At 49.3% G+C, this 18,480-nt stretch carries 13 protein-coding genes; 5 read left to right on the forward strand and 8 right to left on the reverse strand.

Translation table 11 applies throughout. The features are described from left to right. The first annotated feature begins 5 nt into the window (after window positions 1-5). The 3 genes from EL262_RS08675 (at window position 6) to EL262_RS08685 (ending at window position 6,675) form a co-directional block, all read left to right on the forward strand. On the forward strand, window positions 6-1,139 hold the full coding sequence (locus EL262_RS08675) for an RHS repeat domain-containing protein (protein ID WP_159100481.1): 1,134 nt from the start codon (window positions 6-8) through the stop codon (window positions 1,137-1,139). A gap of 607 nt (window positions 1,140-1,746) precedes the next feature. Then, a complete protein-coding gene (locus tag EL262_RS08680) occupies window positions 1,747-5,139 on the forward strand; it encodes a SusC/RagA family TonB-linked outer membrane protein (protein ID WP_078735474.1) in 3,393 nt (1,130 codons plus the stop codon). Between the two features lie 9 nt (window positions 5,140-5,148). After that, window positions 5,149-6,675, forward strand: coding sequence for a RagB/SusD family nutrient uptake outer membrane protein (locus EL262_RS08685; protein ID WP_025836744.1), 1,527 nt, complete (start codon window positions 5,149-5,151; stop codon window positions 6,673-6,675). 117 nt (window positions 6,676-6,792) lie between these two features. Here the strand turns inward: EL262_RS08685 and recG are convergent, their stop codons facing one another. Genes recG through folP form a run of 4 tightly spaced genes read right to left on the reverse strand, consistent with a single transcriptional unit; the run spans window position 6,793 to window position 10,979 of the window. Next, complete coding sequence (recG, locus tag EL262_RS08690) at window positions 6,793-8,895, reverse strand: ATP-dependent DNA helicase RecG (RefSeq protein ID WP_078735475.1); 2,103 nt, start codon at window positions 8,893-8,895, stop codon at window positions 6,793-6,795. Further along, the gene (locus tag EL262_RS08695; protein WP_078735476.1) at window positions 8,892-9,587 is read right to left on the reverse strand and encodes an IspD/TarI family cytidylyltransferase; all 696 of its coding nucleotides are present in this window, start codon (window positions 9,585-9,587) and stop codon (window positions 8,892-8,894) included. Before EL262_RS08695 ends, recG begins: the two co-directional genes overlap by 4 nt. Next, entirely contained in the window at window positions 9,584-10,120 is a 537-nt protein-coding gene (locus EL262_RS08700) for an RNA methyltransferase (protein WP_025836753.1), read from the reverse strand. Before EL262_RS08700 ends, EL262_RS08695 begins: the two co-directional genes overlap by 4 nt. 4 nt (window positions 10,121-10,124) lie before the next feature. Further along, window positions 10,125-10,979 carry a dihydropteroate synthase gene (gene folP / locus EL262_RS08705; protein ID WP_078735477.1) on the reverse strand — a complete coding sequence of 285 codons (855 nt, stop codon included), beginning with the start codon at window positions 10,977-10,979 and terminating at the stop codon, window positions 10,125-10,127. A 109-nt stretch (window positions 10,980-11,088) separates the two neighbouring features. Here folP and EL262_RS08710 point away from each other — a divergent pair, with 109 nt between their 5' ends. Together EL262_RS08710 and EL262_RS08715 are read left to right on the forward strand one after the other, a co-directional pair. Continuing rightward, window positions 11,089-12,384 carry a UDP-N-acetylmuramoyl-tripeptide--D-alanyl-D-alanine ligase gene (locus tag EL262_RS08710; RefSeq protein ID WP_025836755.1) on the forward strand — a complete coding sequence of 432 codons (1,296 nt, stop codon included), beginning with the start codon at window positions 11,089-11,091 and terminating at the stop codon, window positions 12,382-12,384. Between the two features lie 215 nt (window positions 12,385-12,599). After that, entirely contained in the window at window positions 12,600-13,550 is a 951-nt protein-coding gene (locus EL262_RS08715; RefSeq protein WP_078735478.1) for an alpha/beta hydrolase, read from the forward strand. A 183-nt stretch (window positions 13,551-13,733) separates the two neighbouring features. Here the strand turns inward: EL262_RS08715 and EL262_RS08720 are convergent, their stop codons facing one another. The 4 genes from EL262_RS08720 to meaB form a co-directional block, all read right to left on the reverse strand. Then, window positions 13,734-14,915: an OmpA family protein gene (locus EL262_RS08720; protein WP_036853279.1), complete on the reverse strand. Its 1,182-nt coding sequence runs from the start codon at window positions 14,913-14,915 to the stop codon at window positions 13,734-13,736. 40 nt (window positions 14,916-14,955) lie between these two features. Then, window positions 14,956-16,344: an ICP22 family protein gene (locus EL262_RS10210; RefSeq protein WP_234983397.1), complete on the reverse strand. Its 1,389-nt coding sequence runs from the start codon at window positions 16,342-16,344 to the stop codon at window positions 14,956-14,958. A 576-nt stretch (window positions 16,345-16,920) separates the two neighbouring features. After that, window positions 16,921-17,232 (reverse strand): hypothetical protein, encoded by a 312-nt coding sequence (locus EL262_RS08730; protein WP_025836761.1) that lies wholly within the window; start codon window positions 17,230-17,232, stop codon window positions 16,921-16,923. After that, window positions 17,229-18,326, reverse strand: coding sequence for a methylmalonyl Co-A mutase-associated GTPase MeaB (gene meaB / locus EL262_RS08735; RefSeq protein ID WP_025836763.1), 1,098 nt, complete (start codon window positions 18,324-18,326; stop codon window positions 17,229-17,231). Before meaB ends, EL262_RS08730 begins: the two co-directional genes overlap by 4 nt. Between the last annotated feature and the right edge of the window lie 154 nt (window positions 18,327-18,480).

The following is an 18,480-nucleotide window of genomic DNA, read 5'->3' on the forward strand; positions in this document are numbered from 1 at the left end:
GTCCCATGAAGTCTAAGATTCTTCTTCTCTGTATCCTCTTTCTGGCAGCTTGTGCACAAGCTCCTAAGTCTTTTCCGGCAGAGGAGACAGATTTGTCGAAGTTTGATCTCAAAGGGGATGTCAAGAGTTGTACGTACCATGCCTATCATCAGTTTGATGATGTAGATACCTTGTCTGCCTATTGGCAGGGGCCACTCTTGGAGAGGGTGGAGACACGTTTTTTCGATGTACATGGTATGGTAGTCTTCATCTTGACCGAGGACATTGATGGGCATTCGACCGAAGTCGCTTTTTTCCACGACGATGATCATCGGGTCGTGGAGATTGCTCAGGCTCGAGAGCCGGGGACGATCCTTTTTAAGGAAAGCCATGCTTATGACAAGGATGGTAATCGTATTGAGAGTCTCAAGATGGAGCCTTTCGACCAGCCCGAACGCCGCATGACCTATACCTATGATCACAATGGCAAGCTTGTCGAGGAACGCTCTTACCATGGTGCCGATACGGTGACATCGAGAGTCGTCCTAAGTTACAACGATGCCGGTAAGGTCTCGAAGATCTCAAACTATATCGGGCGGACAATCCTGTCTTCCGAAGAAGTACGTACCTACGGTGCCGATGGCATACTGACGGAAGCCATCGAGACTTACAACGGAGATGATCATTATGTCTCGATTGAGTCTCGCTATGACAGAGAGGAGAGGGTGATAGAGACCATCATGAGAGATCATACGGGAGGATACCGGAAACATGTCTTTGTCTATGGCAAAAATGGAAGCATGGACAAAAGTATATACCTCGTGGAGGGAGACGATAGTTCGACTTTCGTGGGTGTCGACCGGGTGGTTTGCGATCAACAAGGGCGAACCATTGAGGAGGCTTTCCTTGAGCCTGGTGAGGATGGACAGCTTCATCCGTTACGCCGTCTCATTCATCGCTACGACGAAGACGGACGACTGCTCGAGACACTCTATCTCGACCCTGATGGCAATCGAGAGGCATTGAGGACTTGGCAGTACGAATATGATGCCAAGGGCAACTGGGTCAGGCAAGTCATGAGTCACTCCGAAAATTCCGACTCGGATGCTTTGACCAAGACTATCACCATTACTACTCGTAAGATCGAGTATTATCGATAGAGAGAAGACAGACATACGTCCGCGACTGCGATGAGTGGTCGCTTCTCAAGCTCAGCTTATCTGCGAGTCGCTCCACAAGGCTCAAATATAAGCTGAGCTTACTTTTTTCGGATCGATGTCAGGGCACAAAAGCCATCTTCTTTTTCTTCGTTCATTTAGCATACATTCCTTTTATACTCACTGACAGATATCCATTCAGAGAGGGTCGATTTCCGTCGATTTAGTATGATGTGCCATAAGTGTAAGCTTGCGGTAGTATCTGTTGATGGCGATTTTTGTGGATTCGATGGGTCGAATAGCCCGATTCAGCACTCTAAGTTGAAATGTTTTTTGATGATTCTTTGTATCTTTAGGGGATTTCGCAACCCTCCCAGCCTGCTCAAATAGAAAACGTTTGTTGATATAGAGCAGTTTATGAATATACAATAATATAACTATGATAGAGAGTGAAAAACCTCCTGAAGAGCCATGATGCCTGATAGGAAGTCTGAAAAACAAAGGACATATCTTCCAAGCACTTTGGTGTGCACAAAGTTTTTTACACATCCGGAATACAACCTAAAACTATAGAAATACTATTACTAACAAGCAAAAACAAAAAACACTTATGAAGAACGCAATCTATCGTAAGAGAGAAGTTGCCGACCGAGTGAAAAGTAAGCCAAGAAGGCTCTCAAGACTATTTGTCCCCTGTCTTCTTGCTAGTTTCTTACCACAGTTCACGACGCTCTCGGCGCAAAATGACAAGTATGAAGCAGGAGGGGGTAGCCGTACCGTACTCACACCCGGGTCGATATCCTCCTCTACTGACACAGTTCAGCAGCGAAAGACTCGCAAGATATCGGGTAAGGTAGTCGACGAAAACAATGACCCTCTACCTGGGGTAAGGATCCTTATCAAAGAGACGAAGCGTGGCGGGGTAACAAACGATCAAGGAGTATTCTCTCTTACTCTGACCGACGAAGAGCACACCCTCATACTATCCTATGTGGGCATGAAGACTCAGGAGGTCGTCGTGACGAAAGGTACAACCTTCAATATTGCCCTACAACCCCAAGCCGAGGGACTGAGCGAAGTTGTCGTGACCGGATATCAGACCATATCTAAAGAGAGGGCCACAGGGGCGTTCGACATCGTCAAGAAAGACTTCCTGGAGAAGCCTGCCATCAATCTGGCTTCGAAACTCGTAGGTAGCGTGGCAGGGCTTCAGGCCACACAAGACGCTGAGGGCAATATGAGCTTTTCCATCAGAGGTCAGAGCAGCATTATGACAAATGCCAGCCCTTTGGTCGTGGTGGATGGATTTCCGATAGAGGATAGCTTCAGCTCCATCAACCCTGATGATGTTGCAAGTGTGTCCGTGCTGAAGGATGCCGCTGCGGCTTCTATCTGGGGAGCAAGGGCTACCAATGGGGTCATCGTCGTGACCACGAAGCGAGCCAAGGCCGGACAACCTCTACGTGTCAGTGCTTCTGTGCTGACCAGGATCGGTAGCCGACCTGACCTGGACTACGTACTGAACCGAGCATCGGCATCGGAGACCGTCGAGTTTGAGAAGATGCAATTCGGGAAGTGGGGCAATTCGCTGGTGGCGATGAATCTGAAGAAAAATGTATATCAGTACAGAAGCCAGGCAACGACCCTATACAATGAGTTTCAGTTGGGCAACATCTCAGAGACGGAGATGAACGAGAAGTTGGCTCTCTTGCAGGGATTGGACAACAGACAGCAGATGAGAGACCTCCTCTTTCGATCTCCGGTCTCACAGCAATACAATGTCAGTCTGTCGGGAGCGAGCGAGAAGATGACGAATAATTTGTCTCTCATGTATGAGCATGACCGAAGGGCAAGCATCAAAAATCAAAGCGAAAACCTGATGGTGAATTACCGCAACAATATTGCCCTTTTCAAATGGATGGACATCAATCTGTCTACGATGCTCCAGTACAAAAAGGCCAATACTTCGGGGATAAGTATCTCAGAGCTTCGAGACTTGGCACCTTACGATATGTTGGTAAATCCTGATGGATCTTATACCGACGTAAACACTTCTTACTTCCGTCCATTGATCGAGCGATCAGTCCCCAAGGATCAGTTTCCATACTCAGACTGGAGCTACAATCCCATCACCGAGATGAACAATCGTGATCTGACAAATGCTCAGTTGAACACCCGTCTGAATGCAGGGATAACCCTCAAGCCTTTGGAGGGACTCAGCTTAGAATCCAAGATCCAATACGAGATATTCAAGCACGACTTCAGGAGGCTGTATAATGACAAGACATGGTTTGTGCGCAAGGCCGTCAATGAAGCGGCATCATGGGATACCGACACTCAGACGGTCACGCCCAATCTCCCCAAAGGCAGTATCCTTGACGAAGAGCAGCTCAATAGCAGGACATATAACTTCAGAAATCAGGTGAACTTCAACCGTCTCTTTGCAGACAAGCACAACATCAGCGTCTTGCTGGGGACTGAGATCAGCGAGACCGTCCACAATATCCGTATACCTGCAACATCTTATGGCTATGATGACGAGCACCTCACGGTCGGAACATTTCCCAACGGTCCCGGTGGATACCCCAATTCGATCTACAACTGGCTCGGCAGGGGGCAAACATTTGACTACACCAACAAGTACAAAGAATCGACGGATAGATTCTTGTCCGTATATGCCAATGCCGCATATACATTCATGAACAAATACTCGATCTCGGGTAGCTTCAGGAATGACGCATCGAACTTCATCAGTGATGATCCTAAGTACAGATATTCTCCATTCTGGTCCATGGGTATGTCTTGGAACATCGGAGAGGAGTCCTTCCTGAAGGGGATGAGCAAGCTTGATCTCCTGAAGCTTAGGATGACATACGGTTACAACGGGAACTCTGACAACTCCACCTCTTTCAAGCCATTGATGAGGATGACCGGCGTAAATCCCTTTACGGGCGAAATGACCGGTGAGCTGACAAGTAAAGGCAATCCCACACTACGTTGGGAAAGGACAAGCATCCTCAATCTTGGTGTGGATTTCTCCGTGCTTTCCGGTATGATCAGTGGGAAGATCGACTACTACAACAAGCACGGTAAGGACATCCTTGCGGCGATAGACATCCCTATGGCTCATGGCTCGAAAAGAGAAAAGATCAACAACGCAGAGATCCTCAACAGAGGGATAGAGGTCGAGCTCAATGTCCAAAAGAATATATATCGCAATAAAATAGGGTGGAGGGGTACCCTCAACTTTTCGTACAACTCGAACAAGATCCTCAAGCTGTTCCGTTCGACACAGCCACATTGGGTATTGGTCGGGCAGAGTGGATCACACTCTTATGTCGAAGGTTATGATGCCAATGAACTATGGTCTTATGTATATGGCGGAGTGCAAAATATAGGGACTCCCGATGCGCCAAATATGCAACCCGTCATCAAGATGAACGACGGAGGGGTCAGTGGGTTTGCCAACCTCTCGGTCAAGGATGGGTTGGACTTTTGTCGCCCACAAGGGGCTCTTGTTGCTCCGTATGTAGCCGGGATGCTCAACAGCTTCAATATCTATGACTTTACGGTCTCTTTCCTTTTGACAGGAAAGTTTGGACATGTATTCAGGCGTACGGGATTCAATTATCCCTCGATCTCTGACCGAGGTGTCTATCCCAACAAACTCCTGAGCGAGGTGATCCGAAGCGATGGCTCTGATATCGTGCCACTGCCAAAGAGGGATGACGATCAGACCTATGCAAAGTATGCCGAGTTCGCATACTATATGGACTATCTCACAGAGAGTGCCAGTCACGTCCGTCTATCTGAGGTCAATCTTACTTACACTCTCCCATCAAGCGTGACAAGCAGGGTCGGGGTCAGGAATGCTTCGGTATATGTACAGGGGAACAACTTGTTGACAATCAAACAGACCAAGTATGATGAAGACCCTGAGTTCAAGAGAGGGGCATTGAGATTGCAGCCCACATGGTTGTTTGGTCTGAAATTAGAATTTTAAGAAATAGCTATGAAAACAAATATCTTACTCTCAACGATAATATCTGTTGTCGCACTGTGCATGGTCTCGTGTGATGACTTTCTAAGCAAGGCTCCGTCAAAGGAAGAGAATCTTGAGATCAGGACGGTCGAACAGTTGGAAGCTCTCATTGCCAACCACAACAGTAAGTCAAAATCGATTGAATCCAACAAGATCGCACTTTATTCGAGCGACAACTTTGAGTATTCGAAGGAACTCTACAAGACGCCCAAACAGATAATGCCATCGATGGCTCTGTATCAATACTATACATGGAATATGGAGCTTGCATCGGATGACTCCAACGATACAGGCTGGGGCGACTACTTCGATCGCATATATAATGCCAATCTCATCATCAATGAGATTGACAAGGCTTCCGGCAGAGACGATGATAAACGTCGACTGAAAGCGGAAGCACACTTCATACGTGCGCACAATTATCTTAGCTTGGCTTCCATCTACTGTCTGCCTTATGGTCCTGCGACCAAACAAGAGGATGGGTTGCCTTTGAAGCGAAGCACCAGCTTTGAGGAGAGGTTGGATCGGGTAAGCCTTGAGGAGACTTATGACTTTATCGAAAATGATATAAAAGAGGCACTGAAGATCGATGTCAGTCTTTACCGAGACGATCTTCGACGCACATGGCGTGCAAATAAAGCTGCGGCTTGCGCCTTGGCATCACGCTTTTATCTCCTGAAAGGTATGTATGCAGAGGCTGAGAAGTATGCGGATATGGCACTCAAGGAGGATGACACCTTGATCGACTATACGAGTGGTGTGATCACACAAAAAGCTGAGGTCGGTCTGGACGAAAACATGATGCCGATCATGATCACCTTCCCTTCTACATGGACCAACAGGATTGATGATCTGACCTTCAGTAGAGAAACAGATATGTATTACCAAAAGTCCATCATCACCTTTGTGGACTTGTGTTGGCTCATCCCCAGTCGCCGTCTTTTGAACCTTTACGATCAGGAGCATGACTTGAGGTATCGCTATTTCATCGTACCTCAGTTCTCATACACTTTGCTCGTTCGAGGTGCATTCCCGGGGTATTGTACATACAATCATGAGATCACATCAGGTCTGTCGGTCGCAGAGATGTTGTTGATAAAGGCCGAGTGTATGGTACGTACAGGGCAGAATGTTGCGGGAGCAATGGGTGTCCTCAACAGGTTGAGAGATAAACGTATCAGCAAGGACGCCCCTGCTGAGGTCAGATTTCTCTCGGCAAGCGACAAGCAGGAAGCCCTCCGACTTGTTTTGGACGAACGCTCCAGAGAGATGCCATTCACCATGAGGTGGAGTGATATACGCCGATGCAACTTCAACGAAGACCCTTCGGACGACATCACCATCACCCGAAGTTTTTACGACATGGATGCTTATAAGGTCAAGGATGATCAACCCAAGGAATACACCTTGGCTCCGGGTTCGAGGAGATATGCTGCTCCAATACCGAAAAATGAGATCACATCCGGCCAAGGTGTGATCAAGCAAAATAGATATTGATCGTCATGATGCAAAAAGTGGGAGTGTCAAAATGTGAGTTTTGACACTCCACCTTTTTGTGTTTGCTTTTACGTTAATTGAGGTATGGGGAGGTGCTTTGTTCAGAATTAGAGGGGGTCAACTGATGAGTCCCCAGTCCTTCTCGTGCCGGAGGAGTGCTGTGAGCTGCGCTTGTAAGACAGCGTTGTGGGGGGCTTCGAGGAGAGGATCATCGTTGAGGATCTGCTCGACGAGATTGACACAGAACTGTACGATACGGCCGTCTTTGGCGAGGTTGGCGATCTTGAAGTCCAGCCCGATACCACTCTGGCGCGTCCCTTCCATATCGCCGTGTCCTCGGAGTTTGAGGTCTTCTTCGGCAATACGAAAGCCGTTGGTCGTCTCGACCATGATGTCGATACGTTTGCGGGATTCTTCGCCAAGATTGTTGCCTGTCATGAGGATACAGTAAGATTGGTTGCTCCCACGACCGACACGCCCCCGTAGCTGGTGGAGCTGCGAGAGCCCGAAGCGTTCGGCACTCTCGATGACCATGACCGTTGCATTGGGGACATTGACACCGACTTCGATCACGGTGGTGGCGACAAGTATGTCGGTCTTACCGGAGGCAAAGAGTGTCATGGCCTCCTCTTTTTCAGAAGGCCTCAGTTTGCCATGAACGATGCCGATCGTGCGTGTGGGGAAAGCTTCCTTGAGCATCTCGAATCCCTCTTCGAGACTCTTGTAGTCCATCTTTTCACTCTCTTCGATGAGGGGATAGACGACATAGACCTGTCGTCCGGCCTCGATTTGATCTCGGATGAAGAAGTTGAGTTCGGGGCGTTTGCTCTCGTAATAGTGTTGGGTGCGGATAGGCGTCCGCCCGGGGGGAAGTTCGTCAATGATCGATACATCAAGGTCTCCGTACAGAGTCATCGCCAATGTGCGTGGGATAGGTGTCGCACTCATGATGAGGATGTGGGGATGGACATGATTGTTCTTTTCCCACATGATGGAGCGTTGGTGTACGCCAAAGCGGTGCTGTTCGTCGATGACGGCGACAGCAAGTCGGCGAAACTGCACGTAGTCTTCGATGAGGGCATGGGTACCTACGAGGATGTCTATCGAGCCATCGGCTATGCCCCGGGCGATCTCTCTCTTCTCCTTTGTCTTTGTCGAGCCCGTGAGCAGGCGGACAGACGTGTCGAGCGGGGCGAGGAGTTGGCTCAGGCTTTCGTAATGCTGTCGGGCAAGTATCTCGGTGGGTGCCATCATGCAGGCTTGGTAGCCATTGTCCACAGCAAGGAGCATGGTGAGGAGGGCAACAATCGTCTTGCCACTGCCGACATCTCCTTGGACGAGGCGGTTCATCTGCTTTCCGCTCTGGAGGTCGGTGTGTATTTCCCGGATGACTCTCTTCTGTGCGTTTGTGAGATCGAAGGGTAAGACCTCGCTGTACAGTCGTCTGAACTCGTCACCGACCTTGGGTAGGAGGATGCCTTGATTTTCGTTCTGACGTCGCTCCTTGAGGTATTGCATCCTAAGTCGGACATAGAAGATCTCTTCCATCTTCAGGCGAGCAGAGGCACGACGAAGCATATCCTCGTTCTCGGGTAGGTGTATCTGCCGGAGTGCCTCGTAGAGGGAGAGCATATTGTAGTGATCCGTGATGTATCGGGGAAGGGTGTCGGGGAGCTTGTCTTTGAGGAGGTCAAGGAGCTTGGATACGAGTTCGTTGATGAACTTCGAGTTGAGCGACATTTTCTTCATGCGCTCTGTCGTCGAGTACATCGGATAGAGCTTGCCCACACTACTTTGTTTGGGATTTTTCAGATCGTCGATCTCCGGATGGGCGATACTGTAAGTGTTGCCGAAGCGTGTAGGCTTGCCGAAGACGAGATAGGGGGTATTGAGCGAAAGGTGATCTCTGAAGTATTGTATGCTATTGAACCACACGAGCTCGATCTCTCCATAAGGATCACGGAAGGTGGCCTTGAGACGTTTTCTACGCCCTTCGCCTTCGATGGTCTTGGAGGTGATGACCCCTTTGAGTTGGATATAAGGGAGGTGTTCGCTTACTTCAACAGTCTTGTAGATCCGTGTGCGGTCGATGTGCTTATATGGGAAATAGTAGAGCAGGTCTCGATAAGTCCGGACACCAATCTCCTTGGCAAAGACCTTTGCTCGGTGTTCGCCCATCCCCGGTAGGTACTTGATATCGGTGTCCAGAAGGTTTGTCATGCTCCGTCCCTTATGCTTGCGATCCATGCCCCGAGGATCATATCCTTGGGTGTAGTGATCTTGATGTTAAGCTCGTCTCCTTCGACTGTTTTTGGCGTGATACCCAAAAGTCCTTCGACCAAAGAGGCATCATCTGTGAATGTTGCTTTGTCTTTCTGTTCGTCATAAATACGGTAGGCTCTGCGCAAAGTCTCTGCATCGAAGACCTGCGGCGTCTGCACAAGGCCGATAAGGCTGCGATCCAATGGTCGGTAGCTATCGTCCTCTCCTTTGAGTCTCACCGAGTCCGTGCACGGAATGACGGGTATGACAGAAGGCTCATTCGTCTCAAACAGTCGTGCCAGCATCTCCGGAGAGACAAACGGGCGCACCCCATCATGCACCCCCACACGGACAACATCATCCGGCATTGCCATGAGGCCTTGATGGACACTATCGGTGCGGGTCTCTCCACCTCCCACGATGAGGATTGCACCATGATTACTAAGGTATCGCCGTCGGAGCTCGTCTACATACGCTATATCATCCTTGGGCACAGCGATCGAAATGAGCATGTCACTGTCATAGGCCTTGAGTGCTTGTACGGTGCGCATGAGGATCGGCAGATCACCGATCTCCATATATTGTTTCGGGATGTCTCCGCCCATGCGAAGCCCCTTGCCCCCTGCTACGATGACACAACCCCTTTTCATCTCTCAAATCTCTTACACACTTCCCACATGACGATCCCACCGGCGACAGATACATTGAGCGAATGTTTTGTGCCATATTGGCGGATTTCGATACAACCATCCCCGGCGTCTATGACCGACTGATCGACCCCTTTGACTTCGTTCCCGACAACAAGGGCGATGGGTTCGCAAGGTGTTTTTTCCGCAAATTCATCGAGAAATATGCTTCCTTCCGCCTGCTCCACGCACCATATCTTGTAGCCCTCACCTTTGAGCTCTTGCACACAAACAGATGTGTCCGGATAGTACTTCCACGACACCACCTCTTCTGCTCCCAGTGCGGTCTTGTGTATGTCCGGATGAGGAGGTGTTGCGCTGATCCCACAGAGGCAGACACGCTCTATCCTCAAGGCATCGGCCGTACGGAAGACTGCGCCGATATTATTCATGCTTCGGACATTGTCCAGCACGATGACGACAGGCACCTTCTCTGCTGACGAAAACTCGGATGGGGTCAGCCGATCCATTTCTTGTATGCTGAGTTTTCTGTTCATGGGATCATTCCGCAGAGGGTTTAAGTTTTGCCACGATCTTCACGGCCTCGACAGCCTCCTTGACATCGTGTACGCGCAGGATGTGTGCGCCATGGAGGAGTGCAAAGGTATTCAGGATACTTGTGCCATTGAGGGCTTCTTGAGGAGAGGTCTCAAAGAGCCGATATATCATGCTTTTGCGAGAGATGCCCACAAGGAGAGGTAATCCCAGTGTCGCAAACTTATCGAGTTCGCTCATCAACTCATAGTTTTGATCAAGGGTTTTGCTGAAGCCAAATCCGGGATCAAGGATGATGTCTTTGATGCCTGCCGCTCGTGCTTTTTCGATGGGTCGAAGGAGCTCTGAGATCACGACATCGGTCACCTTGCCCGAGTACTCGGTGAGACTTTGCATCGTCTTTGGAGTACCACGCATGTGCATCAAGATATAGGGCACCTGCAAAGAGCCCACTGTCGCATACATCTCACTATCAAGTAGGCCACCCGACACATCGTTGATCAGGTCGGCTCCGCCTATCTCCACGGCTTTTCGGGCGACATCGGCTCTGAACGTGTCTACCGAAACAATGACTTCCGGATAATCCCTTTTCAATATCTCCAACACCTGAGCCACACGTGCCCACTCCTCTTCAGGAGAGACCTCCGTTGCGTCGGGGCGGGTCGAATATCCTCCGACATCTACCATCGATCCCCCCTCTCGGAGGATCTGTTCGATGCGATCATGAATGGCTCTGTCGCCTTGGATGCGACTTCCTGAGAAAAAGGAGTCGGGGGTATGGTTGAGTATCCCCATGACGATAGGTTCACGACCCAAGTCAAGGAGACGACCACGTATATTGATAAGAAGGCTGGGTTTCATAATGTCGATATTATACTCTGAGTAACAAATTTAACGATTATATTTGCAATGACTTGGAAGATACACCGATTTTCCTTCATCCATCAACCAAAAAAATGAGCTGTCACACATGACCACCATACAACACCTCTACGAGATCTATCTGCGCCATCCCGGTATATGTACGGACACCAGAAAGTTGTGTAAGGGGGATTTATTCTTCGCTCTTCATGGAGCCAATTTTGATGGCAACGACTTTGCCCTCCGTGCTCTTGAACAAGGGGCGGCCTATGCCATCGTTGATAAGGACGTGGCACCCTCCGATCCTCGTTGCCTTCTTGTCGAAGATACGTTGACGGCACTTCAAGCCCTTGCCACCCATCACCGCCGACAGTTTGACATCCCTGTCATCGGCATCACGGGCACCAACGGTAAGACGACGACGAAGGAGCTCATCCGCTCCGTCCTCTCTCGCAAGTACAACCTCCTTGCCACCGAGGGCAACCTCAACAACCATATCGGTGTACCGCTCATGATCCTCAGACTCGACTCCTCCCACGAGATGGCTCTCATCGAGATGGGTGCAGGGGCACCCGGAGAGATCCATACCTTGGTAGAGATCGCACAGCCGAATGTGGGGCTGATTACAAACATCGGTAGGGCTCACTTACAAGGATTTGGGTCGATAGAAGGAGTCTTGCGTACCAAGAGTGAGCTTCCCGAGTATCTCTATGCTCATGAGGGTACTTTCCTCCTGAATAGTGACGATCCACTCTTGGTTGAAAAATGGGGAACACAGACCGTACTTACCTATGGGCAAGAGGGCAACTATGTCTCAGGCAAAGTGGCAGGTCATCTGCCCTACCTGTCGGTCTCGGTCGGAGAAACAGTGGTCCACTCTCAACTCGTAGGGGCATACAATCTCATCAATATCCTTGCTGCAATCGCGATGGGCAAATACTTTGAAGTGCCCGAAGCCGACATCTATGCAGGTATCGAGGGGTATCAACCCACCAATAACCGTTCGCAGCTCGTCCGACTTGAGGGTGGCTCCCAACTCATCGTCGATGCCTATAATGCCAACCCCTCAAGTATGGCTGTTGCCATTGACAATCTCGTTGACTCGCCGGCTCGACACAAAGTCGCCATCCTCGGAGACATGCTCGAACTCGGAGAAGCCACCGAAGAGGAGCATCGTAGGGTCTTGACACACCTCTCTGCTCATCCCGAAGTCAAGGCTCTACTCTGTGGCCCATGCTTCCGAAAAGTTGCAGGCGAGGCATTTCTTGCCTTTGAGAAGGTCGAGGACATCTGTGAATATCTCCGCCGGCATCCTCTCCCATCCGAAAGCCTTGTGCTCATCAAAGGCTCACGTGGGATAGCCCTCGAAAAGGTTCTGCCTCTTTTCTGTTCAGGCAGTCTATGACTGTGTCGGGCCAATATGCACACATCTGATTGAGTCAAGAATGAGCGATTACACCCTCATTTTTTCCGAGTAGATATTTCATCCACAACGGAGCGATTTTGCCGAGAGTCTGCACATCGCCAGTCATTGTTTTTTTGTATCTTGCCGAGACGAGATAGTATCATTTGTGCGCATTCGGCAGTGCAAGGACGTCTAACGCAAAGAAAGATGATGGTATGAGACTAAAGAAGATATACAGGTTTGTGGCTTTGGTTATTTTTCTGCTGATCATTGGATTGGGTGCATTTGCCTGGTATATGTTGGATCTTACTTTGGCCATGACACATAGGGGACAAGACATCGAAGGATCTTACCGTGAAATGCGAGATCGATATCCGACCCTCGGCTCTTGGATCGACAGTCTTCGCAATGTCTCTGCTCTGAGAGATACATTCATCACCGCCAAAGATGGTACAAAACTTCACGGCTACTATGTCCGAGCGGCAGTACCTACGGCCAAGACTGCCGTCATCGTCCATGGATATACCGACAATGCCATACGGATGATGATGATAGGAGAAGTCTATCATCGACACCTCCATTACAATATCTTGCTGCCAGACTTGCGTCATGCGGGGCTTTCTGAAGGTGGACATATACAGATGGGATGGCTTGATAGATTCGATGTGGCACGATGGGTGGACGAAACGCCTTCTATCTTCGGCGACTCTGCGAGGGTCGTCGTACATGGAATATCCATGGGGGCTGCGACGACCATGATGTATTCGGGCGAAGATCCTTCCGAAAGGGTCAAGGTCTTTGTCCCCGACTGTGGCTATACCTCCGTATGGGATCAGTTTGCGTACCGCCTCAAGGTCGAATATGGGCTTCCCACCTTCCCTATCCTCAACGCAGCGGACATTATCTGTCAATGGCGGTACGGCTGGGGCTTCAAGGAAGCCTCCTCTCTTAACCAAATCGTACGCTGTGATCGTCCGATGCTCTTCATTCATGGAGCAGAGGATGATTATGTCCCTACCGAGATGGCTTATCGTCTCTATGATATGAAGCCGGGGATAAAGGAGCTTTGGATCGCACCGAGATCGGCACACGCTGTCGCTTACCTCGACCATCCACAAGAGTATATCTCACGTGTCAAGACCTTTGTGGATCCTTATATGCAGTGAGTAAGGCAGGCGGTCTTGTGCTTGAGGAGGAGATCAGCCTCATTATGATGTCTGCCATGTCATGGATCGTGGATCAAGCATGACGGATGTGTCAAATAGTAATCACCCCACCAAGTCATCTTCCGAACTTGGTGGGGTGATTACTATTTATCCTCGGCAGAGAAGTCTGCTTCGGGTAGAGGGTTAGATACCTCTTTTGGGGAGTTTGTTCCAGTAAGGCATACGTTCGATAAGCTCTACTGTCACCTTGCGGTCTCCTTCTCTCACCTCATGGCTTTCGGAGGTAGGGATGGCAGCTATGCGTTTGCCTACACCACGACTTTTGAGCATGTCTGTGGGGACTCCTCTCAGTTCAAGACCCGTGACGATGGCATCAGCTCTCATGGCCGAGAGTCTGTCGTTGTATGCCATAGATCCTCGTGCATCGGTATGTCCTGTGATGAGGAACTTCTTGTTCGTCATTGTCTTGAGGTGTGTGGCAATCTCGTCCAAAAGGTGTGCCGACTCTTCGGTGATCTCATAGCTGTCAAATGCAAATGTGATGGCGGAGAAGAGTTTGTATAGAGGGTCAGCATCTCTTTCGATGTATTTGATGACTTCCTTTTCGACCGGCACGGTCTCACGCACGATACGTTCTCGGTAGACAATTTGTGGAGCTGTTTCCTTACTGTTCCCGAGGCGAACCATCACGCGAGCTGTGACTTGTGGGAATGCGAGTCTCTTCTCTCCCAATGATGTCATGTAGTCGCCTTGGATGCCGAAGCCGAATCTGTCATTGAACCAGCTATTGATCCCCACACCTATCGAAGGCAAGAAGAGGTGGCGAGCTGTGTTAGCTTCCTTATTGAATTTGTCGGAGTGCTCCCATCTCAGTTCCTCGTTGCGGAAGTTAGGCAGACTGCCTTGTCTGTTCAAAGCAAAGTCCTTGTACATGTAGTTTGCGCCGATACGGAAGTAGGGTTCGACGTACTTCTTCTTGAAGAGAGGAGTGAGACGTAACTGTAGTCCAAGACCTCCTATGCCGAAGAGGCTTTGTTTCTCCTTACTCCCTGAAGAGAGGGCTTTCACGCTTCCGAGGGATGCCTGAAGGTCAGCGTAGAGCCAAGGGGTGAGTTCGTGTGCGATATAGATGTTGCCTCCGAACATGACATTGCGTAGACGTAAGGTGTACGCATCGCCTTTTTCAGAAGAGTTGTAGTTGCCGAGTGTCATTCTGCTGATGTTCAGCATGCTACCTCCAAGTCCAAACTCCCAACTCTTTTGCGGATTGGACTCCTGCATCATAGGCTCAACCTCTTGTGCGTGTGCTGTGAATACAGTGGCGCACAAAATGGGTATAAAAAGAATGTATTTAATCACTTTCATAATGTGTCTATCAATTCCAAATTTAACGGCCATCACGGGATTACATAGGGATATAGTCTGCTAATGCTATGTGGTGCTGGTAAGATGGGATTTTTCCGGGTGCTTCAGACCATATATGTACTACCTGTTCAGGAGAAAAGAGTTCGACCTTTAAGGTGCAGGTTCCATTATTTTCCGCTTTTTGAGAGTATATTGTCATTTGATCCAGTCGTGATCCGTCATAGCCACTTCTGCCGGAATTTTGATAGTATACGGTGGCTCCTGGATCTGTTTCGATCACGAGGACAAATACTTGTTTACTCCCTCCCCCTGAAGATGAATTGTCATCTTCAATTGTAGGCTCTTGAGTGATTTTGAACTTTGTCTTTTCCATTGGCATCGAAGAGCCTCCGCCAGCGTTGTTACCATCTTTCCCTTTGAGATATTCCCAAAAGTGAGAGAGTTCTGTTTTGTTTGTTGGCCAAGTTCCACCATCCTTGTCTCGGATGGTGCCGGCATTGACCTCTTCGACCCAAAGTTGGTAAGCTGATTTACCTACACCTGGGTCACCTTTTGGGCCTTCTGCTCTTACGTTGGTATTTATGCCATTTATATACCAGAATCCCTCTTTTATTTCTACTCTGTCCCCATTGCCTTGATTGCCTTTTTCTCCGGTATCACCTTTGTCTCCCTTGGCTCCGGCATCACCTTTGTCACCCTTGGCTCCGGCATCACCTTTGTCACCCTTGGCTCCGGCGTCACCTTTGTCGCCCTTGGCTCCGGTGTCTCCTTTGTCACCTTTTTCTCCGGCGTCGCCCTTTTCGCCCTTGGCTCCGGCATCACCTTTGTCTCCCTTGGCTCCGGTGTCTCCTTTGTCACCTTTTTCTCCGGCGTCGCCCTTTTCGCCCTTGGCTCCGGTGTCACCTTTGTCACCCTTGGCTCCGGTGTCTCCCTTTTCGCCTTTGGCTCCGGTATCACCTTTGTCACCTTTGTCACCCTTGTCACCCTTCGCGCCTTTTGCAGGGATGCCGGTGTCTTTGTCACCTATCTGCCAGTTTCCCTTTTCGTTGACAAATGGTGTCCGTCCATCTTCTCCTTTAGCACCGGTGAGAAAGTAATAGAAGTCTTGTTTTGAAGATCTTGCAGGATCCCATTTTTTCCCCGGTACCTTGGGGTTATCGACAGAGCCATCTTTGATCCACTGCACCCAAATGGTATAGGCATCAGTCCCTGCATCACCTTTCTCACCCTTGATGTACTTGAAATAGTTGGGGAGGTCTGTTGCTTCCTTCCATACGATCGTTCCGTTTTTTACGGCTTCGACCCATACCTCATAGGCACTATGCCCCCTTGGGCCGGGAGGAGTTACAATGTCAATGTCATTACACGCTACCCATCCGAAAGATGACAAGATAAGGGTAGCCATCAAATAAATGCAACGTTTCTGCATGATGAAAAAATGATTAAATGTGTTTAATGAGTACAATAAGTATCTCTTCATACAGAGTCAGCTTATTGTCTTTTACTGTGGTTGTTTTGTCCTAATTATTGTAGAAGGTTTACTTAAACCTGTGTGTTGGTGGGCGCAAAAGTAATAATAAATAAAATAATACTCAAATAAACACACGGTCTTTTTTATATTGAACTTAATTGTCAGGGGTGAATTTTATATTTTTAGCAAAGTTTCTCTGCCTTCGTAAAGTGGATGGGTGACATGAGACGACCTTGGCTTCTCGTCGGGTAGGGAACTTTGAATCAAGTCTAACGACCCTCATCATCAAGTCTAACGACTTTCGTCATCAAGTCTAACGACTTTCGTCATCGAGTCTAACGACTTTCGTTATCGAGTCTAACGACTTTTTTAGACCTATGATGACTTTTGAAGGGAACCGAAGAGGTCTAAAAAAAGAGACCGTGCCAAAATCTAATTTTGACACGGTCTCAGTTGTCTCTTGTAGGTGATTTGTTCTACTTGTTTATTTCTTCATCAAAACGATATTTCAAAAGGGGCGATGCGCATTGTGGCTCATCGGGTTGGGAGGGGCTCTCTACGTGCAGCGATCCAAAAGAGCCCGGTCGCAATGAGACGTGAGAGCATCCAAAAGGGAGCATTTTCGTATGGATAGATGGTCAAAATAGGATTGAAGACCACCACGACAAAACACATCGCCAAGAGCATGAAGGTGAGTCGGCGGTGCTTGCGCAATCTGTCTATGATGTAGTAAATACCGCCAATACAGAGTAGTCCTCCTATGATACGTAGTCCGATATCGGGAAGTCGGAGCATCGAAAAGAGTGCAATGAAGGACAGCAGTACATAGATGGTCTTGGGTGTCACCGGTCACCTCCTTTCTCTGCGAAGTATAGATCCAAGAGCTTCGTGCTGGCCATGAACGAACTGATCCTATCTTCGAGGATGTCCGCCTCTATCCGAGGTAGCAGGGCTCTGATCTTGGGATTGTTGTAAAACGAATTGGTGAGAGCTTCGTTGATGCTCTCGTACATCCAATACTTGGCCTGCTGCTGGCGTTTGTGATGGAAGTAGCCGTTGCCCTTCACATAGTCCAAGTATTCATCGATCATCTCCCAGACCTTGTCGATGTTGAGGGCGTAGTAGCCCGAGTAGGTGATGACCTTGGGAAACCATCCGCTCTCCGTGGGAGGGAAGAGATGCAGGGCGTTGCGGAAGTGAGAGGCCGCGAGGTTGGCTTTGTCTATGTTGTCACCGTCGGCCTTGTTGATGACGATCCCATCTGCCATCTCCATGATGCCACGCTTGATCCCTTGCAGTTCGTCCCCTGTCCCGGCAAGTTGTATGAGCAGGAAGAAGTCGACCATGGAGTGTACGGCGGTCTCAGACTGTCCGACGCCTACCGTCTCGACAAAGATGGTGTCAAAGCCTGCCGCTTCGCAAAGGACGATGGTCTCTCTTGTCTTACGTGCCACCCCACCCAAAGAGCCTGCCGATGGAGAAGGGCGTATGAAGGCATTCTTTTCTCTCGAAAGAGTCTCCATGCGTGTTTTGTCACCGAGGATGCTCCCTTTGGTGCGTTCACTGCTCGGGTCTATGGCAAGGACAGCGAGCTTGCGACCTTGGTTGAGGACATGCATCCCGAAGGCATCTATCGATGTACTCTTCCCTGCACCCGGTACTCCTGTGATGCCTATGCGGACAGAGTTGCCCGTGTAGGGGAGGCACTTCTCGATCACTTCTTGAGCCATGGCATGGTGCTCGGGGCGTGAGCTCTCTATCAGTGTCACGGCACGTGAGAGCATGGTGACATCTCCCTTGAGTATGGCAGAAACGTAGTCATCGACGGTATAGACAGGGCGTTTCCGTCGTTGCATATAGGGGTTGACGATGGGAGCGTCTGTGACACCTTCGTTTACCTTCAAGCCTTTGTATTGTTCGTCGTTCTCAGGATGATGCATTTGTCACACAATGATGGGGTTAGTACATACTGATCATTGCCTTCTGTCAATGTCTTCCAAATATAGGAATAATTATATGAATAATATGGATATAAACAAAGAGACGTGCCATCTCCACAAATGGGGATGGCACGCCTCCGTAGTTATATCAAGT

Source organism: Porphyromonas cangingivalis (assembly GCF_900638305.1).
In the GTDB taxonomy this organism is placed as follows: Bacteria; Bacteroidota; Bacteroidia; order Bacteroidales; family Porphyromonadaceae; genus Porphyromonas_A; species Porphyromonas_A cangingivalis.